21 protein-coding genes are annotated in these 25,245 nt (G+C 34.6%); 5 read left to right on the top strand and 16 right to left on the bottom strand.

The annotated features are described in order from the left end of the window. Positions 1-23: 23 nt before the first annotated feature. The 4 genes from BW942_RS13005 to BW942_RS12985 all read left to right on the top strand — a co-directional run bounded on the left by BW942_RS13005 (position 24) and on the right by BW942_RS12985 (position 5,745). On the top strand, positions 24-854 hold the full coding sequence (locus BW942_RS13005; protein WP_000601945.1) for a flagellar basal body rod protein FlgC: 831 nt from the start codon (positions 24-26) through the stop codon (positions 852-854). Between the two features lie 496 nt (positions 855-1,350). Continuing rightward, complete coding sequence (locus BW942_RS13000; RefSeq protein WP_000280002.1) at positions 1,351-3,270, top strand: DUF1561 domain-containing protein; 1,920 nt, start codon at positions 1,351-1,353, stop codon at positions 3,268-3,270. A 423-nt stretch (positions 3,271-3,693) separates the two neighbouring features. Next, positions 3,694-4,101: an FxLYD domain-containing protein gene (locus BW942_RS12995; protein ID WP_001009021.1), complete on the top strand. Its 408-nt coding sequence runs from the start codon at positions 3,694-3,696 to the stop codon at positions 4,099-4,101. Positions 4,102-4,935: 834 nt separating this feature from the next. After that, the gene (locus BW942_RS12985) at positions 4,936-5,745 is read left to right on the top strand and encodes a prohibitin family protein (protein WP_001013490.1); all 810 of its coding nucleotides are present in this window, start codon (positions 4,936-4,938) and stop codon (positions 5,743-5,745) included. Positions 5,746-6,689: 944 nt separating this feature from the next. Here BW942_RS12985 and BW942_RS12980 read toward each other — a convergent pair. The 5 genes from BW942_RS12980 to BW942_RS12960 form a co-directional block, all read right to left on the bottom strand. Then, positions 6,690-7,184: a hypothetical protein gene (locus BW942_RS12980; protein WP_000729345.1), complete on the bottom strand. Its 495-nt coding sequence runs from the start codon at positions 7,182-7,184 to the stop codon at positions 6,690-6,692. A 726-nt stretch (positions 7,185-7,910) separates the two neighbouring features. Continuing rightward, entirely contained in the window at positions 7,911-10,133 is a 2,223-nt protein-coding gene (locus BW942_RS12975) for a WGR domain-containing protein (RefSeq protein WP_002968838.1), read from the bottom strand. A gap of 141 nt (positions 10,134-10,274) precedes the next feature. After that, positions 10,275-10,991 (bottom strand): phosphate signaling complex PhoU family protein, encoded by a 717-nt coding sequence (locus tag BW942_RS12970; RefSeq protein ID WP_000465176.1) that lies wholly within the window; start codon positions 10,989-10,991, stop codon positions 10,275-10,277. A 189-nt stretch (positions 10,992-11,180) separates the two neighbouring features. Next, on the bottom strand, positions 11,181-11,603 hold the full coding sequence (locus BW942_RS12965; RefSeq protein ID WP_001067456.1) for an MAPEG family protein: 423 nt from the start codon (positions 11,601-11,603) through the stop codon (positions 11,181-11,183). A gap of 393 nt (positions 11,604-11,996) precedes the next feature. Next, entirely contained in the window at positions 11,997-12,575 is a 579-nt protein-coding gene (locus BW942_RS12960) for a hypothetical protein (protein WP_000575861.1), read from the bottom strand. Between the two features lie 626 nt (positions 12,576-13,201). Between BW942_RS12960 and BW942_RS12950 the strand changes: the two genes are divergently transcribed. Beyond that, on the top strand, positions 13,202-14,473 hold the full coding sequence (locus BW942_RS12950; RefSeq protein WP_000600072.1) for a WD40/YVTN/BNR-like repeat-containing protein: 1,272 nt from the start codon (positions 13,202-13,204) through the stop codon (positions 14,471-14,473). A gap of 841 nt (positions 14,474-15,314) precedes the next feature. Here the strand turns inward: BW942_RS12950 and BW942_RS12945 are convergent. The 11 genes from BW942_RS12945 to BW942_RS12895 form a co-directional block, all read right to left on the bottom strand. Continuing rightward, positions 15,315-17,027 (bottom strand): methyl-accepting chemotaxis protein, encoded by a 1,713-nt coding sequence (locus BW942_RS12945; RefSeq protein WP_001050379.1) that lies wholly within the window; start codon positions 17,025-17,027, stop codon positions 15,315-15,317. Positions 17,028-17,060: 33 nt separating this feature from the next. Further along, complete coding sequence (locus tag BW942_RS12940) at positions 17,061-17,420, bottom strand: c-type cytochrome (protein ID WP_000666507.1); 360 nt, start codon at positions 17,418-17,420, stop codon at positions 17,061-17,063. Continuing rightward, positions 17,420-17,737, bottom strand: a complete 318-nt coding sequence (locus BW942_RS12935) for a methylamine utilization protein (protein ID WP_000908409.1) — start codon at positions 17,735-17,737, stop codon at positions 17,420-17,422. Before BW942_RS12935 ends, BW942_RS12940 begins: the two co-directional genes overlap by 1 nt. Before the next feature lie 32 nt (positions 17,738-17,769). Continuing rightward, complete coding sequence (locus BW942_RS12930; RefSeq protein WP_001079546.1) at positions 17,770-18,789, bottom strand: cytochrome-c peroxidase; 1,020 nt, start codon at positions 18,787-18,789, stop codon at positions 17,770-17,772. Between the two features lie 1,133 nt (positions 18,790-19,922). Beyond that, entirely contained in the window at positions 19,923-20,582 is a 660-nt protein-coding gene (gene purQ, locus BW942_RS12925) for a phosphoribosylformylglycinamidine synthase subunit PurQ (protein WP_000686200.1), read from the bottom strand. Continuing rightward, a complete protein-coding gene (purS, locus tag BW942_RS12920) occupies positions 20,579-20,827 on the bottom strand; it encodes a phosphoribosylformylglycinamidine synthase subunit PurS (protein ID WP_000275007.1) in 249 nt (82 codons plus the stop codon). The genes purQ and purS overlap by 4 nt, the downstream gene beginning before the upstream one ends. Beyond that, positions 20,803-21,660: a phosphoribosylaminoimidazolesuccinocarboxamide synthase gene (locus BW942_RS12915; RefSeq protein WP_001070066.1), complete on the bottom strand. Its 858-nt coding sequence runs from the start codon at positions 21,658-21,660 to the stop codon at positions 20,803-20,805. The genes purS and BW942_RS12915 overlap by 25 nt, the downstream gene beginning before the upstream one ends. Next, positions 21,657-22,790, bottom strand: a complete 1,134-nt coding sequence (locus tag BW942_RS12910) for a PP2C family protein-serine/threonine phosphatase (RefSeq protein WP_000075442.1) — start codon at positions 22,788-22,790, stop codon at positions 21,657-21,659. The genes BW942_RS12915 and BW942_RS12910 overlap by 4 nt, the downstream gene beginning before the upstream one ends. 6 nt (positions 22,791-22,796) lie before the next feature. Next, positions 22,797-23,489 carry a cytochrome c biogenesis protein CcsA gene (ccsA, locus tag BW942_RS12905; protein WP_000702045.1) on the bottom strand — a complete coding sequence of 231 codons (693 nt, stop codon included), beginning with the start codon at positions 23,487-23,489 and terminating at the stop codon, positions 22,797-22,799. A gap of 55 nt (positions 23,490-23,544) precedes the next feature. Continuing rightward, positions 23,545-24,216 (bottom strand): heme exporter protein CcmB, encoded by a 672-nt coding sequence (locus tag BW942_RS12900; RefSeq protein WP_000770650.1) that lies wholly within the window; start codon positions 24,214-24,216, stop codon positions 23,545-23,547. Continuing rightward, complete coding sequence (locus tag BW942_RS12895; RefSeq protein WP_000431145.1) at positions 24,188-24,910, bottom strand: ABC transporter ATP-binding protein; 723 nt, start codon at positions 24,908-24,910, stop codon at positions 24,188-24,190. The genes BW942_RS12900 and BW942_RS12895 overlap by 29 nt, the downstream gene beginning before the upstream one ends. Positions 24,911-25,245 lie beyond the last annotated feature (335 nt).

Here is a 25,245-nt window from a genome sequence, read left to right as displayed (position 1 = left end):
GAGCAAGCTCTAAGTTAAAAAGAATGATTTTACTAATTTCTATAAAATTGAATACCGAAAACTTTTACTATAAAGGATTATTTGAGTGCAATCATTGGGTATTCTATTTTATAGTTCTAAATAATCCTATGAAAATGTACAATAACAATGATAGATTTTTATGTAAATTTAGAAGTTCTTGCAGAACAAGTTTTTTAAGTATTTATGGCTACCTTTTTAGCAAACCATTAGATTCCAAAGTCTTAAAAAAACTCATAATATTATTAATATCTATATTAAACTTTAATTGTAGTGCTCGCCCTCAAAATATTAGTTTTTTTGTTGATCGAGTCCAAAAGCCTTTTGCAGAAGACTTTCTAAATAAATCCAAAGTTCAATTCTCCAACAAAAATTCCGTAATATTTATTATAAAAAATGATCATAATATTCATAAATTAGAATATTTTTTAACGATTCAAATAGCTCATATCGAACAGTGTTACACAAACCTTATAAATGTAAATACAATATCCTATAAAAAAAGAACCATACAATTACAAGACGATGGCTCTTTTTTAATTTCCGAAAACTCTAATCAAAGATATTTATTTGAGCCTACACATCCCGATGCAATTAGAACCGGAAGTGCCAAAGGTTATATCACATATCCAGATATAAACGTCGCCGAGGAACTCTATAATCTAAAAAGCAATATTTCATTGTATAATTCTCTAACATCACTCATAAACAAAGAAAACAATACTTCTATCCCAAGGGAATCTTTTGATAATTATATAAAATTATTAAACTATTTCAATGAAGTCAGTTTCAGTAATTTGATTTTACAATTAATATCGACAAGAACCAAAGAGTAAATCTTACAATTACAAAAAATCAACCGTATCAACTTCACCATATATATCACTCAGAAGCATAAAAACAATGTTAAACTTGCTTAAAGCTTAGAATATAGAATTCACTTCAAAAAAAAGAATAATTTGGATAAAACGTAATTTTTAAAACTTCTGTTTCTTTGCAAAAATCGATCGTTAATTTTTAGTATCATTTTCATACAGTGAAACCGATCTACTTTAAAAAATACGAATTAGAATTCAGTTATAATTCAAATCTAAGTCCAAAATAAACCAATTATCATCTTTATTCATTACAATGTTCTAACATATAATGTAAACTAAAAGCCGTGTGGATGTTATACTTTCCCTTAAAAAATTGTTGTTGTCTATGTTTTAGAGAATTTAAATATATTTGATGTTTGTTCCACAAAACATCAACTTACAATTCAATCTTCTAAACACTGTATTTGTTTCATGATGCATTATAATTATTGAATTAACAAAAAAAGGTGTAGAAATGTATAAGTGGAAAGTGTTAACAGCATTTTTTTTAATTTCAATCGGATCTGGATTCGAGTATGGAGTAAATCATACACATATCCACGCTTTATCAAAGATTGAATACTCAGTTATTCAAAAACCTACCGATCCACCAAAAGACAAACCAATCAAAGTAATTGTAAGCGATGGAGGAAAGTTTTGTTACGGTCCTAATTTTAGCGGCGGTGAAAGTTATATTATAATTGAACAGTGTTGGCAAATGCACGTTATGAATGCAAGATACGACGTGTTTCAAAGAATTTCGTATAACATCAATAATACGTGGTTATGTATTACTGCTCCGGAGAAAGTAATTAAAGCAGAGAAAAACTGGGACTATGTTCATCTCAGACCTTGTACGATCAATGATCCTCTGCAAAGATGGATTATAAAAAACAATTCTTTTTGGACTGCAAATGGGTTTTACCGATTGAAGGATTATAATTGGTACGGCTATATCTCTAGAAATTCTGGTGATAGATACAATCATACTTTAGATTCTTCCATGAACGATTGGGTGAATACAATAGCCACTCCCGGAAATATCAGCATTCAAACTTCTATAGCCTGGGATTTGCAAACTACTGAGGGACAGGAACGTTATTTTATTCGCTGGGGTGGTTCAGATAAAAATACAACTCCTCTCTACTACAATCCTGAAAATGGACATCTCGCTCAGTATGATCCAATCAGTGGTTCTCTCTACTGTATGTATTCTCAGGTAGACAACTATCAATGGAATTGGGTGAAATGGAAATGGTGTAGTGATTTACTTGAAAGTAAAAGCAAGGGAAATCCAACTTTTTGGAATGTCTTTTTTGAAACTGATCAAGGAGGAATGATTACAGATTATAAGGGAAATGCGCTGAGAGTTACTAGATATGGATCCAATTGGGGCTCTGCCTATACAGCCAAACCTTCTTATTTAGAAAAGGACACTACCAATAGCCCAACTTCTCTGTTTGTTGTTAATAAAGATTTATTGGATTGGACACGTTATACAGCAAGTAACCTTGGTAAAACAGGACAATATTGTCCGGCTGGCAAAAGAGAAAATATTGTACATAGAAGAATCAAAAGAGAATTACCGCCCGACTTTCAATTAACTGAGGCTTGGATCCGAAGACTTTATGAAATAGCAACTTCAGTTTCCGCTGAATCCGAGACTCGAGTCAGTGGAATCTGTGGCCCTTGTGCTCTTCATAGCTTTCAGATGTTGGCAGAGCTTCTGGAGTATCATTCTCGAGAACCTCTTCAGAGTGGAGGTTACTTTTTTGATACAGCTCCAAATACAGATCCTTTTATATCGTTTGGTCAACGTTATCCGCATTTGGAAAGACTGTTAGAAGATATACCTAAAAAGTATGCTCCTTATCCTCACTATTCTACACAAAGTTTCTTATCATTTGCATCTATTGATTCTATGCTGCCCCAATATTTTTGGTCTGCTTCTACTGAATTTACGAATCGGGATGAGATTCTTTCTCACATTAGCTCACTTATTAATTCCCCTGCTGGAAGCATTTGGTTAGGAGTCATGGAGCAACAACATCCTGATGGAACCATAACAGGACACGCAGCTCCAATTCTTAGAATCTCTCAGGGATTAGTAGTAATTCCAACTAACGTGCATTTGTGGACATTAGAAGAATTCAGAAGATTTTTAATACCCACCACAGAGCTGTCTCAAATAGTTGCGAATTTGGAAGGATCAAATACACTGATAAGGTTTACAACTATACAATCATTGGGAATGCTCACAACAAATATGTTTGATTCCATGGTCTCTAACAGAAATTGTACGGGAGAGGGAGAAGACAGAAGAGGTTCTGGAGAATATCCAACAAGTACATCCGTAAATCAATGTCCAAGCGGCAGATGTGCATTACCATTTTAAAACTTGTTACTGATCCCTATAAAATTGAGTACTGTAAATTCCTATTACAGAGCCCGGTTTTAGTGCAAAAGACTAGGTACTTTATTATATAGCTCTGAGTAAAAAGCCAATCATTCAGGATTAGACACAACTTTTTGAAAACTATTGTATATTTACAAAATTGACCATTCATTTTTAATATTACTTTCACTCGTCTAAGTAGTAAGAAAAAGGTTTCCGTTTTTTGAATACAATGATACGCTTCTAAATCGGGCCTAATATGACTGACAAATCTAAAAACCTATTTTGCAAAGACAAAAAAACTTACAACCCCTCCCAAAGCCAAATTGTGCTTAATCAAAAAGATCAAACTGAATTATTCTGCGTCTCACTTATATTGGCACTCGACGGGCTTTGTTTCGATCCCCGTAAGGAGCTATGACATTGAATTTTTTTGTGACAGGTTTTTTTCTAAACTTAAAACAGCTCCAGTTTTCGATGTTCCGTTTATTTATTTTATTTTTCTTTCTTTTGATTCCGATTTCAAGTTGGAGTAAATCAAATGGAATGATGACCATCGACGGAAATTATAAATATTATAACGTAGGATTACAGGATCAGTTCACCTATGTCGAAATTAACGGACAAATCGAAAATTTATCCGGAAAAGATCATACAGAGGCTTTTTTTACGATGAACTTTTACGATAAAGAAGATATTCTTTTGGAAACCTGTCGTTTTGCAGTCCAAGGATTCCCGTCAGGACACAAGAGAGATTTTTACGCGAGTATGAAATACGTAGATCCAAAACTGATCAAACGTTTTACGATAGAATTTGACGGAGAAAATTAGTTTGTTCACAAACTCAAAAAGAAACTATTAAATGAGTCTAATCTCAAATCATTTAGAATTTTATAATACACCTTCTAAATTTTTGCGTATCATTCATTTTAAGCCAAATAGCTCTAGAAACTTTTATGTAGCTAGTTCTAAGAAATGATTTCAAAATAAAATTATAAAAATTGAATGTTTTTATTAAGAAATTTATACTACTCAAAATTATAAAATAGAATACCTAGTGTTTTACAGCGGAACAGAACTTTACAATAGAAATTTGCGGTAACAATTTGATAGAGATTAGTAAAATAGAGTTGTTGAAAAATTCCATAGCAACAATTAACAAAACGCTTTAATCGACCGTTTCCATACAACGAAAACCGATAGAGAATTAATCTTTCAACAATTTTAATAATGTGTATTCGACGTAAGAAAATCCTGACGAATAAAAAACTCAACGCTCCAATTTCCTCAGAATTTAACTCAATATTACTTTTTGAACTCAGTAAAACCGCTTTCGCAAACTCAGTGCTCAGTCCATTTGACAGTTTGCGTTAACTCAGCAAAACGCTCTCTATGGATCGTGTTTTAGATCATACATAATAACTATTTTTACATCGGTTATACCGAACTCATGTTAAAATAGAAATAAATCAGCATAAGAAAGTTTAAAAAATAAAATCGAAAATTTTTATAGTGATTTGATATAAGAAAGTTTTAAAATAGAGAGTCAGATTTTAAATAAAATATAATTTTAGGTTTTAAATGTTGATTGCTGAAAACCGTACATTTAAAACGATCGAGACACAATCAATTCGCTCGCCCGAACGGCTAAGGAAAAGAAAAACTATGAATGGAAAAAAATTTTGGTTCGTTTTAACATTGTTACCAACTTTGTATTGCGGTTCTACGGTAAAAGCCGGGGAAATAGGACTTTTTTGGAAACCTTTCGGGCTTTCGGATATAGGTTTGCACAAAGAACCGGTATTAAGCGGATTTTATTGGTTATACCCTTGGAATGATATTTATACCTATTCCACACAATGGAATGCATATAAGGAAAAGGTAGACGTACTTACCAATGATGATTTGAAAATAGACGTTCAAGCAATAGTCATCATGAGACCGATTCGAGACGAAGTATATCAACTTCACATAGAAGTTGGTCCGGAATATTATAGAAGTATTGTACAGCCGGAGTTTAGGGCTTCTATTAGAAACGTAGTTTCCCATCATCAGATGATCCAAATTTCTAAGAATAGTGCGGTCTTAGCGAAGGACATTAAATCTGCAGTTATAGAAAGAACAAAGGGAAAACATATCGAAGTGTTCGACGTGATTTTAGATGATGTGGAATATTCCCCTAATATGTTACACGCAATTGAAACAAAGTTAACAAAACAACAAGAACTGGAACAACAAAAATACGAACTGGAAATCGCAGAAAAAAACATAGAAATCGCTAAGAAGAAAGCAAAGGCAGATGCAGAAGCTCAGTTAATCCGGGCAGAGGCACAAGCGAAGTCTCAATCGATTATCAACGACAAATTGACTACTAAGTATCTTCAGTATAAATCATTTGAGAGCCCAAATTCTAAACTGATCTTTGTTCCACAGGGTAAGGATAATCTTCCGATTGTAGTAAACCCAAAAGAATAAGTATTAACGTTATGCATGTTTTCTCGACAAGTTATACTTCATAACCATATAATAAAGTACTCAATCCAATAGAGTTGTTGAAAAATTCCATAGTTTAGATTAACAAAACTGCTTCAATTGACAGTTCCTATAAAACAGATGGAGAATTAATTTTTTAACAGCTCTCATAGTTTACATTTCAATAATGTGAATTCATTTTGTGTAAGAAAATAGGAGCAAATCCAGCTTTGCCAGACCGCACTTCCAGCTCGATCAACAGATTGAGGGTTCAATTGAAAATAAAATCTTTTCCTGATTTCAATTTTTTATAGAAGCGAAACGCTGAGTTCTTGAACGACCCAGAAACTCAGTGAATACCCTCTAAGGATCGGCATTCAAAAAGCAATGTATTGAGTTCAGAGAGTGAGAAGCTTGAGTTTGCAAGAATGTTTTACTGAGTTCCTTCACCAATCGCTTTCGCATTGGAACTCACGTTAATCGACAATTTATCACAACATTTACAGATACTCAATTTTATAAGGACGAGTAGTAGTATAAGCTCTTAGTAAAAATTTAAATTTGTAGTAGTTCCACATTTTAAAAGTCCTACAGTAGAATTTCAAATTTGCAGTAATTACTACAATTATGCTTTGTTCTAAAATTCATTACGTTTTTTGAAAGTTTCTTGGCAACTAATATGAGTTCGGCGTAATATATTAAACTCTTCTAAAATGGTTGTCTCGAAACCTAGGAATTCCTATTTTCCTAATGTTTAGACAAAAAAATTCAATACAAAGTATATTTGATTTTACGGTTTTTAAAAATGTGTAGGAATTACTGCATTTTATTAAAAATTTCTAAAGAATGATCACGCAAATTTTTTGAGATTTTAGAACAAACTTATCTCTTAGATGTGAGTTCCCACATTGATTTAAAATTAAAAAGTTGGAATCAATATCTTTTGTTCAACTCGGTGGCTTCAGTCTGAACAAAGACATAATTCGTTTTTTGAAAATAAAACGAAATGGTCTTTTTAAAATAGCAGAAAGAGAAAAATCCCAAATAGGTTTAGAATGAATTACTAAATGCCAAGTTTCATTCGGTTTCAAAAAACTGAGTTCAAGTACTCGTAAATCTACAATATCTATCTTTTCCACATATAAAAATGAAACATAAGGATCAAATATCATGTCCTTAACTTCCAAATCGGTATTTAGAAAATAATACCAGTAATCCGTGCCATCGTAATAATTATAGGAAGTAATCAGCAAAAACCCACCGGAACATTTAAACTGAGCTTCTATCTGCTCCCCTTCCAATACTCCGCAGATTTTCCTATTTTCAAAAATCAGAGTTATAGTTATAATTTCAATAGAATATTCTATTTTTTTAATAGTTTTAATAAAAGAAAAACTAGATATGCTTTCCAAAGTAAATTTACTCCAAAACAAAGCGGCCAAAACACATTTATATTTACTTTTGAATCATTCAAGTTTAAATCTATAGGTAGTTTTAGAAAATAATTATTTAATATGAGTTCAGCGTAAGAAAACGAGAAAGAATTTTCTAAAAGTAATAGTTCCTATAATTTTAGAATTTATTTGTAAAATCGTAATTTGCGGGAGTTCCCACATTTTAGGAATCGAGATCACAACTTTTTTAGAAAAATGAACGATGATTCCTTACGCCGAACTCACATTAAGTAGTTCCCACAAACCAAAATTTTATAGATAAATTCTGAAAACGTAGAAACTCATATCTTTAAAAATTCTTGATTCATTTTTTTCATTCGTCTGAGTGGTAAAGACTATTTATAAAGCGATAGACTTCTCAAAGAGACGTAATTTGTGGGAGCTACTACATTTTTAAAAATTTCTAAAGAATTAAATCATCCCGTCAAATTCTTTAAGGTTTTGGGACAAACTCTTAGTAAATTCATCATAAAATAGAGTTATCAAAAAATTAATTTTCCATCTTGTTTCTGTTTCATAAAATGATCGATTGAAGTAGTTTTATTAATCACCGCTATAAATTTTTTCAATAACTCTAATGTAAGAGTTCCCACAAATTATGTCAAATGGTGGCTTATAAAATTTTTATTGTTCTTAAACAATCATAAGAGTTCCTACGGATTTGAAACGGACTCTTTATAAGTTTTACCTATACACTTTAAAAATTTCTAAATTTTAATGTAACGTAACCAAAGAATGAAATTCAGGATCGTCTTTAAAATTGTCAAAATCACTGTCTTCGAAATCTTTTTTAGGTTTTCCTAAACTCAGAGCCAGTTTCGTATAACGTAACAAGTTTGGTTTGTTTTTTTCTAAAGAATTTAGACAAGCAAGATTGAACGCAAGTCTTGCGTCTTGAATGTCGGCAGGTAAAAGATCTTCAAGTAAGTTCAAATATTGGCTTCCGCCGTATTTAGCTATAAATACAATGATGTCACCTGCAAAATATTCAGCCGTGTTATACGAATTTCCAGTTTCATTTCCTTTGAGAGTAGAATTTCGACTGATCCCCAAAGAACGATAAATATCCTTATAACAATGAAGAACCCATTCTGCAACGTCAGGTTTATTTTCCTTTAAAAATCGATTAAGTGCCGCAGAACTCATTTGCATTCCAAGACTGACTAACGTTGTTTTTTCTTCCTCTCCAACTTTGTCTTTGTATTCTAAAATTTTATTAAATTCTCGTTGATAACGTTCTTTGTTTTCTTGAAAATCCTCCGCAAGACGATCAATACTTTTTTCGATCGTACTTTTCCAAACCCAAGGATAATCATCCATTACGTCGCCTACAATATCGTCAACGACTTCCTGTTCCTCTTCAGAAATATCCTTTTCTTTCTTAGAGGTTTCATCTTTTGGAAAGTAGTTCTTAAAAAATTCTTTTTTGATTCCTTGAGAAGAATGAAAAGCGACTTCGGCTTCCTCGTCGTGATAGTGAGAGTATGCGATATAAATTCCTTCTTCGTCCCTTGAAAGTTTTTTAAACTCTTCTCCATTCGAGATAGAAATTAAATTTTCCACGGAAAGATACGCTAAAATATCCCTTGTAATCGAGTAGTCGTCCTCTAAAGCTTTCATAACGTCTCTGCCATTCAATTTTTCGTTATGAGAAGATCCTAAAACGTATTTGTAAAACGAAGTAAAATCGAGAGGATAATCTATTACGTTAGCTCCATCAGACATAGCGTCGTCGTAGTTATCGCCAGCATGCCAGTCGAGTCCGAGAAAAATAATCTCGCCAGCATCATCCCAATAAGAATCAATGACCAAAATATCTTTAACCGAATCGTCTTTGGATAAAGAAGAAATCCATTTTAGAATCGTCTTATGAATATAACGGGCTAAAAAATCCCAATTATACTCTAACAAACGTTTGGCGACTTCTGGTTGATTCTCCGAAATTTCAATCGCCTTTTTAGCCATAAATTCTTGAAAAGCTCTGGTAACAACGGGGGAGCCATCTAACACAAGTTCTTCGTCTGCGTCCGAATAAATATCTCGGACCCAATAGCAGATTTCTCGAAGTAAAACTCCTCCGAGCCCGTAACGAACTGTGGGAGATTCTAGTTCACAACTTCCATGGTCTACATTGGAAATTGCAGGTTCTCCATATTTGTTCTTGATAAAAGGATGATATACGAACCAATTTTGACATTCATCATAAGAGCCTAAAGATTGAACATCTTCTAAACTTTTTTCCACAAGTTCCAAAGGTGTAATCCACCAACTGTCCCCTTCTTCTAAAATCCCGTCTTCCCAACCATAATCATCTTCAACGTGCGCCGGTTTATCCGAATTCTCAGAATGTACACCTTGGATAACAAATGTAGGTATATCGTCATCGTCATGAAAGATTTCTATCCCGTTAAAGATAGAAACAAAACGGGCCATAGAACCTGGAACGGAAGAATGAATTTTACCTAGATAAGGAGGATTCCAACAAAGATGAACCGGAGTTTCGTCGTCATACGACCAAGGAAGTGTAATTACAAATCTATCTTTTTCATCTATTTTAACTTCCGTAATCTGATCTAAAATTTTTTCCCAAAGGGATTTACATTCTTCCGTTTCAATCAAAAATAGAAATTGATCTCTCAAAGCTTGTTTTTGATCGGAAGACTCTATAATTTTTTTCCACGTTTCTTTATAATCCGGATTTCCAGTTAAAGGTTTTAGCAAAGGAACATAATCAGATTCTTGAAAACCTAACTTCAATTTTTCATTTGCTAATTTTTGAAATTCCTTAAGACATTGTTCTCTATTTTCAAAATTGAGAATTTTACGTTTTCCTGAGGAGCCAGTTTTTCCAAAGGAAATAATTAAAGAATAACCAGAGAGTTCGATTTGCCAAAAGGTTTCGGAACCGTTTTCCGAAAGAATGAAGTGTTTTTTCATACTTGAACCAAATTCTTTTTTGATGAGAGTGAGTTAAATAGCATAATTAATTTCGCTTTTGTTTGCCTATCAGTTTATATTTTGAATTCGATTAAATTATATTTCCCGAATATTCTAAAAATTGAGATTGATGCGAATAAATCAACTTGCAGTTTTTGCAATTGCCTGGACCGGATCAGAAACGTGTCTAATATCCATTCCAGTATTTAAACGAACCAATTCTTCCGCAATGTTCACTGCATAGTCGGCGGTCCTTTCCAAACAAAGAATCAATCTATACACGTCCGCAAATTGGTTTTTATCCAGTCTAGAATCCATAACAAACTTTAAAAAAGCGGACTGACATAAATTATTGATTTCTTCTTCCACCGTATGGACACTTCCGTAAAATCTATTTTTTTCCTCTACCAAAGATTCAACGGCCATACCTACAATCGTGATCACCCTGGATAATAATCGATTGAGAATTTCTTCGTCACAGAAAAATCTTTTCGGAATCAGACCTCTTCGAAAACATTTTGCGCAGTTTACGATCTGATCTCCCATTCTTTCTAAGTTTCTAGTAATTCGAATCGCGGAAAGCGCAAATCGGAGAGGATCTCTTTTTAAAACCACTTCTCCGTCTACCTGATCCATTCCCATAGAATTACGATTGGCTACGGCTTCTAAAATAGCGTTCTGAGAAAGATTGTCGTTTTGTTTTTCGAGATTATCAATTAGGTCATCGCGGTCAATTAGCTTTCTTGCAAGTTCTCCGTCGTCTTTTTCCAAAGCGTCGTCTAACAGAAGTACTTGTTCAAGACATAGTTCAGCCATGCTATATAGATTTTTACGAAGGAAGTCGAACTTGAAAAACATAAAGGATCAGACGGGCAAAGGCTCGAGTAAATAAAGAATCCTTTTGAAAAAAAGCGTTCGGTCAAGTAGATTTTCTTTTCTATAAACTTAACAACAAATCTAAAAAAGATTATCCTAAAGTCATCCTTTGAATCTTCGTTTCAAAAGACAAAATCGGAAAACTTCTGTCTCTTGAAAAACTTTCGGTTTTTAGATGATTTGAGTACTATGCAAAATATGCCAGAGAAGATATAGAAAACATCCGTATTGAATCATAAAACCTGTAAAACGTGCATTAACCGCAAATACGGAACCAGAACTTAGATGTGCGAGAGTCTGGAAAATTCTCGCGCCTAAAATGATCTGAGTTGCCAGTTCAAAACGATGATCTAAAACTCCTGCAAAAACTCCGATCAAAACCAAAATTCCGAAAATAGGAAGATTCTCGATACAATTGATATGAGCCCGGTTGAGCCTCCAATAAAATTCGCTTCCGTGTTTAATTCCGGCGGGGAATTCGTTTGATTTGTTTGAACCAGTAAGCACCTTAAATGATCGAACACTTACCACACACAATCCAAGAAAAAGAGTCCAAAATATAAAACCTAATAACACTATAATTGCAGGATTCATTCCTCTCTCCGTAATTCTTTTTCGGAGAATAAAATCAAATCCGATTCTGAAATCAAGTCCGATTTAAAAGATATATAATATTTGAAATAGATTCGTTCAAACTTATATACGCCCGAGTTTAAAAGTAAAATATTGGACTAAAATCGGAATGTTTCCCAAGAAATCGTTTTTTTGTTAATTTACAAATTTTGAAAACTCTTTTTACTACTGAACTTTTACTAAATACTAACATAATAGAACATCTAAAATTCTGCATTTGGAGATTTATCTCAAAATTTATGGTAATCTTTTTCACATACTAAGAGGGATCTAAGAATTCATTTTAAAATAGATTTTAATCACTACTAAAATTCATGTATGAATATCACACATTTTTCAGTTTTTGGGTAGAAACTACTGAATCGATTTTTGAATCACATTTAAGATTTCTTCTTTATAATTTAAAGACTCCATTGCGCCTAGGACACTCCATCTAAATTCATGAAAGTGATTCGCATTACTTAAGAATAATATAAAATATTGATTTTCTAAATCTGCTTCTCTAATTTGAGAAGATTCATAAACATGATAAATAGGAGATTCGGAATATCCGATTCCATAATAAAGGATGTGAATATATAAATCGCTTTCAAAATTCGCGGAAAAAACTTTGATTTCATTCTCTTCTAAGTTTCCTTTATAAACTTCTGCCACTTTAAAATGTTGAATTTTAACTCTAAAATCGGGAACGTCATTTTTAAGTTTGGTTTTAATTCCAAGTTTCTTTAAAAGTTTTGTATTGATCTTAATGTTTCGATCCGAATACGAAGGTTTAGATATACGGCCTAAAAGTATATGAGAAGAAGCTCGAATCATCTCCTCTAAATCGATTTTTTTGTAAAAAACTTCGTTCCTACAAATCGCCGAAACGATCATTCCGATCCAAATAAAAATCCTTAGAGGTCTCTGAAATCGTTTCTTAAAAAAAATCATAAAATAAGATACGTCCGGCGTAAAAGAATCTGGGCGAATCCGGCTGCCATAAGCAGCCGGACCGGGCTCTCAGCTCTGGTCAAGTTATTGTGAAATTCCAGAACCAAATTCAATTTTTATAAAATACCAATAACTTAACCTCGCATCGATCCCTTTCGCGTTATGTCGAATTCACGTTAAAATATATCTCCATATCAATAGATTGATTTATCTTTTTTATTTTATAACAAAAAAATCCGTAATTTTTATTCCCCCAATTTTTGAGTTTGTATCCTCCTTTTCGGTTTAAATTTTGACTTGAAGACCTTAAATAAGGATATAACTTAGAGAACGATAAAAATGAAATATTTTAGTTTCACAAAAATGTGGGAACTAACACAAATCTAAATTTTACAGCAAAACTTTAAAATTATCACAGAAGTTTAGAAAAAAACGATTTAAAAAATAGAAATTCTCAACCAGTAGAGACTAACACAATTCTTGTACAATAAAGGTAATGAATTTTTCTATTAAACCGAAGAAATCACAACTTGCAAAAATTCGCCTTCGATATACGATCCACTAAAAACAATTATCTGTTTTTTCTAAGATATAATTCGATAAAGCGACAATGGATAATTTAAAAATTGATCCTGTTTAAAATTTTAACAAGTGAAATTTCAAAGTATATATCATTTCGTAATGGTTATAAAAAACAAAAAGGATTTAACTTCGCAAATCAAATGAAATTAAAATACATCTTCCCTATTCTGTTAATTTTATTTTTCTTTAGTTGCGAAAAAGAAAATAAAATCAGCTCCGCAGACTACTTCATGATGGCTTGGTGTATGTCTCCAGCAGATGCTCCATCTAAGCCAATCACTGCGAACGAAATAAAAATTTTCTCTTCTGGTTCCATTGCAGCCCTTTATCAAAGTCAAGAATTTTATGAATCGAACTCTAAATCGGATATGACTCTTGTATGGAGCGAAGACGGAAGAAATTTTTCTAATCGAACGCCCACTTACGTCGTTTCTGGTCAATATAACTTCCATTATTTCATAAAGTCAGAATCAGAAATTTATGCAGTAAATCATAATAAAGTAAATTATAAAACTCTCAATGGAGGAAAAGATTGGGCTCCGATGAAATACGAATCAACTGCTCTGGGAATTTTTGACTTAGGACCTCAAAACACTGGCAGTTATCATTGGATTCGTTTTTTAGATAGCCAAAATGGAATTAGAATTGGCACAAAAGAAGATACAAATTTTAAAAATATTCCTTTTTTAGACCGCACTGTAAACGGAGGAGAATCTTGGGAACGTTCTGCACTACCTCAAGATCTTAGAATGTTAGATTTATTTTATAACTCTATACAAGAAATTTTATATATTAGTTATGGACTAACTTATTCCAATTCGGTTATCTATCATTCCAATGATGCCGGAAATTCTTTTCATTCTACTGGTCCTTCAGCCAGCTACGATAGTAGATTCTATTTTTTAGATTCACTCAACGGCTGGGTAAATTCAAATTCTCTTATACACACCGTAGACGGTGGGAACATTTGGACTACTGTTCCAAATAATTTAACGGGAGGAACTTTTCAAAAAGTAAAATTTTTAAATCCAACACTCGGCTACGCATTTTACGGACCTACTCAATCTTACAAACTTTATAAAACCGTGGACGGAGGAGCCAACTGGGTTTTAATTCCTTTACCTTTTGCGTTAGGCGGAATAGACGGAACTTTCGATGTTGGCGCAGGTAAAATTGTAATCGCTTATCAAGAAAAACTATATGGATCCACAGACGAATTTATTACCTTTGATGTCATGGATCCAGGTCTTAAGAAAGTAATGACTTCCTATTCAAACACAGTCGGTAACCCTGCTTGTGTATTGTATTCTTTTTAAAATTTTATTTAACCTTCCATTTTATTCAAAGAGAAACTGCAACTAATGTTGGTTAGACGAAAAAATAGGTAAGAATTTTCTGAAAGTTTGAATTCCTACAATTTTAGAATTTGCTCGTAAAATCTTGATTTGCAGTAGTTCCCACAAATTACGTTTCTCAAACATTCATTTTATGTGATTAGAAATACAAATGAAGTTCCTACAGGATACATAAAAATGGTATTCGAAATTAACCGTCAATTTTACAAAAATATAGAAGCCTCCGCAAAATTACGCCAAATCTAGAATGTTGTTTTTGAAAGACCTCACATTCTAAGTTTTAAAACAAACGCAACATAGTCTTCTTTTCATCGTCCGAGTAACAATATCTAACTGTAAAACTCAAACTCGTAAGAGTTCCCACAGATTACGTCTCATCATTACGATCCTATAAAATAAGTATTATCAATGTTGTAACAAAATGTCAGCTAACACATTTTCAATAGAATCTAATTCGAAAACGACTGAAGACGTTGGAAAACTCAACACAACGCTTTCCTATGGGTCGCGTTGGAAAACTCAACACAACGCTTTCCTATGGGTCGCGTTGTGGGGCGGGAACTAGTTTTACAGAGGATTTGTCGTAATTCCGACAGATTTATATTGAGATCCAATTATTTGTGGGGTTGGTGATGGCTCTCTACGGATCGCGTTCTAAATTGAAACTTAAAATGAAATATTACGTTTCTATTATACAATTGATTGATCAGAGTAGAAAGAACAGTTCAGCAACCAGATTCGCCTAAATTTTCTTATACAAAATTCACGTTAAAGAAATAAAAACATTTATTAAAAACAAATTTTAAATCGAAAATTTTTCCATCAGACGTTTTACTTTATCAGATTGTTCATCAATTCGTTTTGCGCCAGAACTGATTTCTTGAGAACCCGCAGAAATCAAATTTGCTCCCTGAGAAAGATCCTGAATCGACTGTTTGATGGAACTGTATGCGCTTTTATTTTCTAAAGAAGAATGTTCCAAATCCGTAATATTCGAAGCGATCTCGTACATCTTACGAGAACAAATATTTAAACCAGATTCTTGAGTCCTCATATCTTCCAATAAATGCATACTAAAACGAGCCATATTAGACGCATTTTCTTGGATAATCGTAAAAAAGTCGGAGAACTGATTCATCTCTCCGTCTCCGGATTCAATACTGGATCTTGTAAATTCGATCAAATCCGTAATCTCTCTGGTGTTTTTCATTGTATGTTCAGCCAGTTGTGAAATTTCATCGGCAACAACCGAAAAACCTCTTCCATGATCTCCCGCTCTTGCCGCCTCGATCGCCGCGTTAAGAGCGAGCATATTCGTGCGAGTGGAAATATCTCCAATCTTAACAAGAGATTCGTTGATTTTGTGAACGGTCCTCTTTACTTCTAAAAAAGATTTTTGGATCCCATCTACCTTTTCTTGTCCTTTTAATGCAGTATCGGAAGATTCCTTCGCCTGTAAGGCCAAAGAGTTTAAGGACTCCGTTACGTCGATTAATGAAGAAAGATTTTTTTGAATTTCCTTTTCCAAATTTCTAAGATGCTCCGCAGAAGTAAGAATAACAGAAGTATTCGCTTCTACTAAAGTACTTAAACGATCTATATGATCGGCTACTTTTTGAGAATCATTTGCCTGAGTTTCTGAAGTGGAAATAAATTCTTTCGAAACTTTATAAAATTCTTTACTAGCCTTTTCAGAGTTTTCGACAGAAATCCTCGCCTCTACAATGATCTCACGAAGTGAAACTTCCATTTTCTTTAAGAATTCCAAAAGTTCTCCCATCTCATCCAAACGATCAATTTGAATCCGATTGTTCAAATTTCCATTTTGAATTTCGGACGCAAAATGAATCGCCTTTCTTAAAGGAAACATTACGGATCGTATAATGGATCTCGAAAATAAAATACCCGCCACCAAAGAAAGAAGAGAAAGTACACAAATCATATACAAGGAAAAGGTAAGTTGAGATTCCGCCGCGTCTTCGTTTTTACGGGAATTAGACGCTTCAAACTCAATCAAGGTTTTGACCGTTTGACGAAGAGAAGCACTCAGAGGATTCACTCCACGAACGTAAAGAATCTGAGCTTCTTGTCTTCTATTATCTTTACCTAATATATGAATCGTTTCTGCATATTGAGCAAAATTTTTGATACCGTCTTCAAGAATTTTTAAATTTTCAAGTTCGTTCTCTTCCAAAGGAAATTCCCGAAATGTGACGTTACTCTTCTTTATTTCTTCTAAAAGAGTTTTTACTTTTTCGTATTCCTCTTCGGAAAGAAGAGAGTCAATCGTGGACACTTTAGACGAAATCGTCAGCTCCGCAAGAATCAACTTTTCCAATGTCAAATTCATCAGTTGGAATTTAGGTTGAGAATTTTCTATCATCGATCGAATCGTTTTACGATACACAAAAGTATTGTAGACGATCAGAGCCGAAGAAAGAATAAACACTCCTATGATAGCGCCAAAACTGAGACGTAATCTTGTTTTAATCCTAATATTGCCGAGTAAATTCACTGTTTAAAAATTGTTGCGGAAACTTTTTTCCGATCATTTCGATTTCGAAAGGAAATTGATGTAAGAAATCACGTCCTTAATTTGTTCTTCAGACAATTCATCTTTCCAAGGAGGCATAAACGGAGAACGATTTACTCCACCCCCACCTTTTTTGATAATTTCTTCTTTTTGTGCGTCAGTCAGTTTAGTAATCGTAAGATTTGCAGGAGGAGGAACTTTTCCAGTTGCAAGTCGTCCTTTTCCGTCAGCAGCCTCTCCGTGACAAAGAACACAGTATGTTCGAAACACGATACTTCCCCGAACCGCTGATTTTTCCATAGTATCTAAAGCTGTCAAAGAAAACAAAGAAGCCGAAATAAGAAAAAGAATTATAAATTTAGAATATTCTTTCATTATTGTACTTCTATAGTCATTTTCATTTCTGGATGTATCGCACATTGAACTGTGATCTTACCCGATTTCTCAAATTTTACCTTTTGTGTTTTACCTTGAGAATAAGAACCTAAATCGAAAATTTTTGCGGGTGACAAAGAATACACATTATGATAAAAAGTATCGTAATTTGGAAAACTTACCACGTCTCCGACCTTGATCTTTAAAGATTCTACAGTAAAACCTTTATTCTTTTGACCAACCTCGTGTTCTGCAGCCGAAACATTTCCGTTCCAAAAAACCAAAGAAATAAAAACCACCAAAAATCGAATCAACATTCAATACTCCTAATTTATAAATCAATAATACATTATCTTGGAAACTCAGGAATCGTAATTGAAACCCTTTTACCACTTAAGGATTTCATAAACTCTACAAGATCCGTTTTTTCTTGATCTGTAAGTTTAAGTGCGAGCATATTTGGATCCAAATTATTTTTTTCGTCTCCACCTCGATCATAATGTTCGATCACTTCCTCTAATGTTGTATAACTTCCGTCGTGCATATATGGCCCCGTTAAGGCAACGTCTCGCAGTCCGGGAGTTTTAAAAGCACCTTTCATAGATTTTACCGGCACAATTTTAAATCTTCCGACTTCTTTAACTGCATTTTTTAAACCTATATTATGAAATCCATTATCTGAAAATTGTTCTCCTTGATGGCAAGAAGAACAATTTGCTTTTCCATTAAATACGGTAAAACCTCTTTGAGCCGATTCAGAAAGCGCGGCTTTATCCCCTTTTTTCCAACGATCAAAGGCCGACTCCGTAGAAAAGATCGTTCTTTCAAAACTCGCGATCGCCTTTCCAATCGTAGCCGCACTAATTTCCTCGCTTGGATACGCTTTAGAAAACAGATTTTTATATCCCGGAATATTCTTTAACTCTAATATAAGTTCTTCCATATTCTGGTTCATTTCGTCCGGAGAAGTGATCGGCCCCAAAGCCTGTTCTTCCAAATTATCCGCCCTTCCGTCCCAAAACATTTTATTTCCATATGCACCATTGAGAATCGTAGGAGTATTTTTTCCTAAAATCTTCATATTATGTCCAACAGCTGTTTTAAGTCCGTCCGTCCAAGCAAGTCCAGGATTATGACAAGAAGCACAACTGATCCAATTAGAACCAGATACAATCGGATCAAAAAACAGTGTTTTTCCGAGCAAGATTCTCTCCGAAGTCGGAACATTATCCGGAGGAAAAGGATAAGAAGCTATCTCTAGTCTTTTTGTTTGATCGTCTTTACGAACGACTTCTTTTTTTTCGTCTTTGCAAGATAGAGTCAAAAGTGAGTTGAGAATTAAAAACGAGGCTATAAAAATTCGATTCAAGTTAACACCCTTTATAACGTTTCCGCTTTTTATCTTTTTAGAATATTTTAATAAGCCTCGCCTATCCACTTAGTTTATAACTTAGAATATCGATTATTATAATCCCGAGAAACTTGTCTCAAAATCTTTTAAAAAAGAACCAATAAACTCAAAGTTCAATTTTAGAAAATTGGAAAGAATTTTCTAAAAGTATGAGTTCCCACAATTTTAGAATTTGTTCGTAAAATCGTGATTTGTGTTAGTTCCCACATTTTAGGAATTGATCTGCAAAGTTTAAATCCCAACTTTTCTTACAAAAACGCATCGTGACCGAACTTACGTTAGGATAACGTGAGTTCGACGTAAAAAAATCTGGGCGAATCCGGCTGGTCGGACCGAGTCCTCAGCCCCGGTTAACAAATTGCATACAAGAAAATTATACAACATATTCGTCTTTAATTTCAATTTAGAACACCATTCGTAGAGAATGTTCTGCTGAATTTCAAACGCGATTGATCGAACGATCCATGGAGAGTGAGACGTTTTGAGTTACTTCGGGCGCCAATAGAAGCGAGATGTTGTGGAATTACCTCGAACGCCTAAAACGCAACATCTCGCGACCCGGAAACTCAACGTCTCGCTTCTATTGGTGCTCGACGGGGAGAGAGATTTGAGTTTAGGAGGCGTTTATTGAGTTAAGAAGCGCGCTGATTTTGAGAGACTATTTCACTGGATTTCCTTGCTTGCATCGATCCCTTTCGCGTTATACAAAACTCATGTTAAAATAGAATCTTTTTGAAAATGTAGGAACTACTGGTAAAATTTTAGTTTTAAAAGTATAATTCAAAATCACAAAACAAACTTAATTTGTGGGAACTAACACAAATCTAAATTTTACAGCAAAACTTTGAAATGTGGGAACTAACACAGAAGTTTAGAAATGAAAACGGTTTAAAAAATAGAAACTTCCAATCAGTAGGAACTAACACAAATCTATTGGAGAATTCACAGATAACGATTCTAAGTTTTTAGGCAGATTCTTAGAAAATCTTTACCTAAGCGATGTGAACAGTCGTAATTTCGGCGTGATTTTTTCTATCAAAGTTAATTTTCGAAAAATCAAATCCATAAAAAGTCTTTTCTAAAAACAATTTTCAAGATCCTAAGATCAAATCCAGAACTACTTTACCATCCATTTCACCAGTAATTGGATTCATTGCTCTTTCTGGGTGAGGCATCATCCCCACAATTTTAAAATTTTTAGAAGTAATCCCAGCAATCGAATCCAAAGAACCATTTGGATTCTCCCCAGAATAACGAAATAAGATTCTATCTTCATCCTCAAGTTGTTTCAGAACATCTGAAGTCGCATAATAACAACCATCCGCGTGAGCAATCGGAATTTTCAATTCCTTACGAACATCCATAGAAGCGGTCACAGGATTTCCAGCAGAACCTTTTGTTAAAATTACAGTTTTACAGATATATTTGAGAGTTTTATTTCTTATCAGTGCGCCCGGAAGATATTCCGCTTCGGTCAAAATCTGAAACCCATTACAGATTCCAAAAAGTTTGCCGCCCTTATCCACATGTTCCTTAACAGATTTCATTACTGGAGAAAAACCAGCCATAGCACCGGAACGAAGATAATCTCCGTAAGAAAAACCACCAGGCAATATTACAAGTTCGTATTTTTTATCAAGCCCATCTCTATGCCAAATTCGATCCACTTCGGCGTTATATTGATCTTTTAGAACTCGATAGATGTCCGAATCACAATTAGAACCGGGAAAAGTAATTACCGCTATTTTCATATTTTTTGAATATTCATAGAATATGTTTCTATAATATGATTGACTAAAATCTTATCACAAAGTCTTTCTACGTCTTTTCTAGCAACTTCTTCGCTCGGGGCGTCTATTTTAAGTTCGATGTATTTACCTACTCTCACGTCCTGAACCGATTTTTCTCCAACTTCGGAAAGAACTTTTTTAACCGTACTTCCTTGCGGATCTAAAACGGATTCTTTGAGAACTACTTGGATTTTTGCGATGTACATGAAAGAATGAGGTCCTCTATCTTCTGGTATTTTTCTCTCAACTCTTGGATAAGCTCCGCTGGGAGATTAGGCGCGGGAGGCATCTTGTTCCAGCTCGTAGTTTCCAGATAATTTCTAAGAATCTGTTTATCCAAACTAGGAGGAGAAATTCCAACGGAATAAGTATCCGTAGACCAATATCGGGAAGAATCCGGAGTCAAAAGCTCGTCGATCAAAATCACTTGGCCATCCAAAATTCCGAACTCGAATTTGGTATCACAAAGAATGATTCCCGCCTTATCTACCACTTCAGAGGCGCGTAAGAAAATGGAAATCGATTTTTCTTTCAGTATATTAAACAGTTCCTTACCGATTCGATTCTCCATCTCTTTTTCCGAAATATTTTCGTCGTGTCCCTGATCATTTTTAACCGCAGGAGTAAAAACAGGTTCTGGAAGTTTTTGAGATTCTTTGAAACCGGACGGAAGTTTGATTCCTGCAAGAGTTCCATCATTTTTATATTCTTTCCAACCAGAACCAGAGATATAACCGCGCACAACGCACTCATAGTCGATTCGTTTACACTTCTTTACAAGAACCGATCTGCCTTCTAAGTCAGGATGATTTTGAAATGGAATCGGAAAGTATTTCACATCCGTTTCTAAAATATGATTGGGAACGTCTTTAAAAAATTCAAACCAAGAAACAGAAATTCGATTGAGAACTTTTCCTTTGTCCGGAACCAGTTGTGGAAACACAACGTCAAACGCGGAAATACGATCAGAAGAAGAAAGAATCAATTTATCTCCTAGATCATAAATGTCTCTGACCTTTCCTTTGTAAGAAGGATTCATAACTTCAACACCATCATAGCAATATCGTCGTCATTCGTACCTCTATCGGAATGCGCAAGAATCGATTCCATCATAGAAACTAAAATGTCCCCGCCTATAGAAACGGATTCTTGAAATATTTTTTTTAGCTTATCTTCTCCGAGAATATTCATACTCTTATCGCTGATCTCGGTCGCACCATCGGTATAAAGAAGCATATAAGAATCCTTTTGAAGTTGGACAGATTTAAATTCTTCTTTAACGTTGATTTCAATCGGAATAATCAAAGGACCCATTCCAGGAAGAATCGAAACCTCTCCGTTTTGATAGAGCATAGGAGCAGGATGACCACCGTTCGAATATTCAAAACTCAAATCCTTATGTAAAATTCCATAAAAGAATGTAATTGAAAACTCGTCCGGAAGAATCTTTTCTAAATTATGGCGAAGAGTCTGAACCTTTTCTTGCAAACTCTGATCCGGAGAAAGACTAGAAACCTGCATCTTAAGCATCGCTGCAAGTAAGGCCGCAGAAGGACCATGACCAGAACAATCCGCTATAAAGATATGAAGAGAATCGTCTTCGATCCAAGCGTCCGTATAATCCCCTCCAATCTGCATCAGAGGTTGAAAGATCGTACTCAAACTAACTCCGTTCCATTCTAGTTCTTTTTCAGGAAGAAGTTCCTGTTGAACCTTTCTGGCCATAATCAATTCTCTTTCGTAATTTTTCTTCTGCTCTAAAAGTTCGTCCTGAAGAATTTTAATCCGAATAAAAGCTCGTATCTTTGCGATTAATTCTTTAGGTTGAAACGGTTTCTGAATGAAATCGTCGCCTCCGTGAGAAATCGCCTCATCAAAACCAACTTCACGGTTGATTCCTGTAATAAATAAAATGGGAAGGAGTTTAAATCTTTCTATTTCTCTCAGTTCTCTACAAAACGAAAAACCATCTTGATCGGGCATACTTACGTCCAACAAAAGGACGTCGATTCGATTGGTAAGAAGAACGTTACGCGCATCCGCGGCGGACTCCGCGGTAAAAATCTGAAAACCAAAAGGTTGGAGGGTATGAACAATCAACTTCAAATTGATTTCGGAATCGTCTACCGCTAAGACCGTATAACTACTGTAATTTGGAGTTGGAGACAAGATTTTTTACGCTTCCCTTTCCGGTAGATTTTCTTTCAGATTTTCGATCTTAGACAAACGATAAACAAAACGAAATAAAACCAAAAACAAAACGTGATAGGCAAGAACCCCCAGCCAAAAACTCAGACGAATGTCGGAATCCATTCCACCCTTACCCATAATCGATTCTGGATGATTTCCAGGATTGTCTATCCAACGAATCGCACCCCAGGTAATGACCGCGTTGATCGCACATAAAATACTTAAAAAAGCCGAAAAAATCTTTTTTTTGGAAACGTCCGTAATCAATATTCTAAAAACAAAATATGCAATTAAACTAATAAATAAAACCGTAAAGGATTGAAGACGAGCGTCGGTTTTATCCCAAGGAACTCCCCAAGCACTCGCGGCCCAAATTCTACCCGAAAAAATAACTCCCACTGCAAATAAAAGAGCGATTTGATTTGCGGAAAGAGAAAGTAAATCCCATTTAGATTCCTTACGAATCAGATAAAGAACCGCAAAAATCAGCGAAAAGATAGGACCATAAAGAGCGACCCATGCGACCGGAACGTGAAAATAAAAAATTCGGTGAGCAGTCCCTTGTTGTAAAATCACGTTCGGATAATTGAGTGAGAATAAAACCACAATCGGAAAACCGGTTAAAAAAATTGCGGATAAAACCCAATCCCAAAAAGGATGGGCGATTCTAATTTTCATACGAAATAAAGTATTTGTAGGAATGTCGGTGGAATCAAGAAAGATTCTTGGATCTTCAGGGTTCGTCTCCGGAAAGTTCCAAAAGTAGAATTCCGATTCCTGCATAAAAAACACAAAACGAAAGTAAGATGGAAAGACCCGGAATCGGATCAAAAACAGGAAGTCTTTCCAATTTTCTTTCCGCTTCCATTCCAAAAAGTAGAATCGGAATCGTAAATGGAATCATCAGAAGAGGAAGTAAAATTTCCTTCAATCTGGAAGAATCACTGATATGACTGAGTGCAACTCCCAAAAAAGAAATACAGAGAACTCCAGGTAATAAAAAAATCAAGTTTACAAATAAATCTTTCCAACCCAAAGAGAAAGCCTGAAAAAAAACGGATAATAAAATCATTAAGTAGATCGCCGCAATAGAAAGTCCGATAAACACAACCAGAGACTTAGAAAGAAAGCGCATCCATACAGGTAGAAAAAGTGAACTGATTCTACCTCCTCCGCTTTCTCTTTCTTCCCAAGCAGATTGACCGATAAAGACGTATGAAGTAAGAAACAAAACCGACCATTTGATTCCGATTAAGGTTTGGCGATCCAATCTACCTGTCTGTTCTAATGCATAATTAAAAATGAATACGATTGAAGTGATCAAAACTAATACGGAAAGAATTCCGTTGATCGCTTTTCCTAATAACAGAAATTCCTTATGGAGAAGAGAGAATAGAAGTTTCAAGATTTCCCTCCTTTAAAGTTAAAGAAACAGTACGTCGTCCGAAAGAAATTCCAGGATCATGAGTTACCATAAGAACTGCGGAGTTTTGCGAGTATTCGTTTAAAAGACGAATTGCAGTTTCTAATCCGGATCGATCCAGAGCTGTAAAAGGTTCATCCAAAAGAATCAGATCTCCTCCGGTTAAAAGTGTACGAACTAAAGCCGCTTTTTGTTTCATTCCTCTTGAAAAAGTAAAAATCGGATCCAATCTTCTTGTCCAAAGTTGGAAGGCTCTAAGAAGTGTTTCCACTTTTTCTTTCGAATATTGGATTTTAGCAATGGAAAGAAAATAACGAAGATTCTCTTCAAGACTGAGAGAAGTATAAAGCCCGAGCTCATGTCCTAAATAAGAGATTTTTACAGCCGATAAGCGGTTTTGAAACGTAAAACAATTCTTATGACGATCGTGATTGAGAATTGCTCGAAGAAGAGTGGTTTTGCCAGCTCCGTTATCTCCTCTTAGAAGAGAAATTTCACCTCGGAAAATAGAAAATGAAACCTGTTTGAGAATCTTTTTTTTTCCGATAGAATAAGATAGATCCTTGCAGACGAAAAGCGCTTGTTCGTTAGGCGGCAAAACGATTCCTCTTTGTGATGCCAGAATCCCTTTGGAAACAGAATTTACAATGCGTTTTTTAGGGCACGGATTCTCCAAATCGTTTTGAAAGGAACTTTGAAGGAGACTTTACAATCTCAAGAATTGCACTTTGTGGTGGTTCCCACATTTTACAATTGATCTTACAACTTTGTGAGGTTCCAGAGAAAGGGAAAGTTTTTCCAAAACACGATCCGTAGAAAAACACAACCAACCCCACAAGTTGAATAGGATTTTAGAATCAAAATGAACTCAACAGAACGGACTTTCTATGGATCGCCGTTCTGGGCTCCAAAAGGCACATTTTTCAAGTGTTCCGACAAGAATGAGTCTTTTTACTTGCAAAAAGTATGTTTTTCTGATAGAGAAAAATTTTCCACCCCACCCAAAAATAG

Source organism: Leptospira interrogans (assembly GCF_900156205.1).
Lineage (GTDB): Bacteria > Spirochaetota > Leptospiria > Leptospirales > Leptospiraceae > Leptospira > Leptospira interrogans.
Note: the sequence above shows the minus strand (reverse complement) of the source record. Positions and strands in the feature narration are given on the sequence as shown.

Excerpts from the sequence above, each read along its gene's own strand:
- BW942_RS12970 (WP_000465176.1), bottom strand. The coding sequence starts at position 10,991 with ATGTTTTTCAAGTTCGACTTCCTTCGTAAAAATCTATATAGCATGGCT.
- BW942_RS12985 (WP_001013490.1), top strand. The coding sequence starts at position 4,936 with ATGAATGGAAAAAAATTTTGGTTCGTTTTAACATTGTTACCAACTTTG.
- purQ (WP_000686200.1), bottom strand. The coding sequence starts at position 20,582 with ATGAAAATAGCGGTAATTACTTTTCCCGGTTCTAATTGTGATTCGGAC.
- BW942_RS12940 (WP_000666507.1), bottom strand. The coding sequence starts at position 17,420 with ATGAAAGAATATTCTAAATTTATAATTCTTTTTCTTATTTCGGCTTCT.
- BW942_RS12975 (WP_002968838.1), bottom strand. The coding sequence starts at position 10,133 with ATGAAAAAACACTTCATTCTTTCGGAAAACGGTTCCGAAACCTTTTGG.
- BW942_RS12965 (WP_001067456.1), bottom strand. The coding sequence starts at position 11,603 with ATGAATCCTGCAATTATAGTGTTATTAGGTTTTATATTTTGGACTCTT.
- BW942_RS13000 (WP_000280002.1), top strand. The coding sequence starts at position 1,351 with ATGTATAAGTGGAAAGTGTTAACAGCATTTTTTTTAATTTCAATCGGA.
- purS (WP_000275007.1), bottom strand. The coding sequence starts at position 20,827 with ATGTACATCGCAAAAATCCAAGTAGTTCTCAAAGAATCCGTTTTAGAT.
- BW942_RS12915 (WP_001070066.1), bottom strand. The coding sequence starts at position 21,660 with ATGAATCCTTCTTACAAAGGAAAGGTCAGAGACATTTATGATCTAGGA.
- ccsA (WP_000702045.1), bottom strand. The coding sequence starts at position 23,489 with ATGAAAATTAGAATCGCCCATCCTTTTTGGGATTGGGTTTTATCCGCA.
- BW942_RS12960 (WP_000575861.1), bottom strand. The coding sequence starts at position 12,575 with ATGATTTTTTTTAAGAAACGATTTCAGAGACCTCTAAGGATTTTTATT.
- BW942_RS12935 (WP_000908409.1), bottom strand. The coding sequence starts at position 17,737 with ATGTTGATTCGATTTTTGGTGGTTTTTATTTCTTTGGTTTTTTGGAAC.
- BW942_RS13005 (WP_000601945.1), top strand. The coding sequence starts at position 24 with ATGATTTTACTAATTTCTATAAAATTGAATACCGAAAACTTTTACTAT.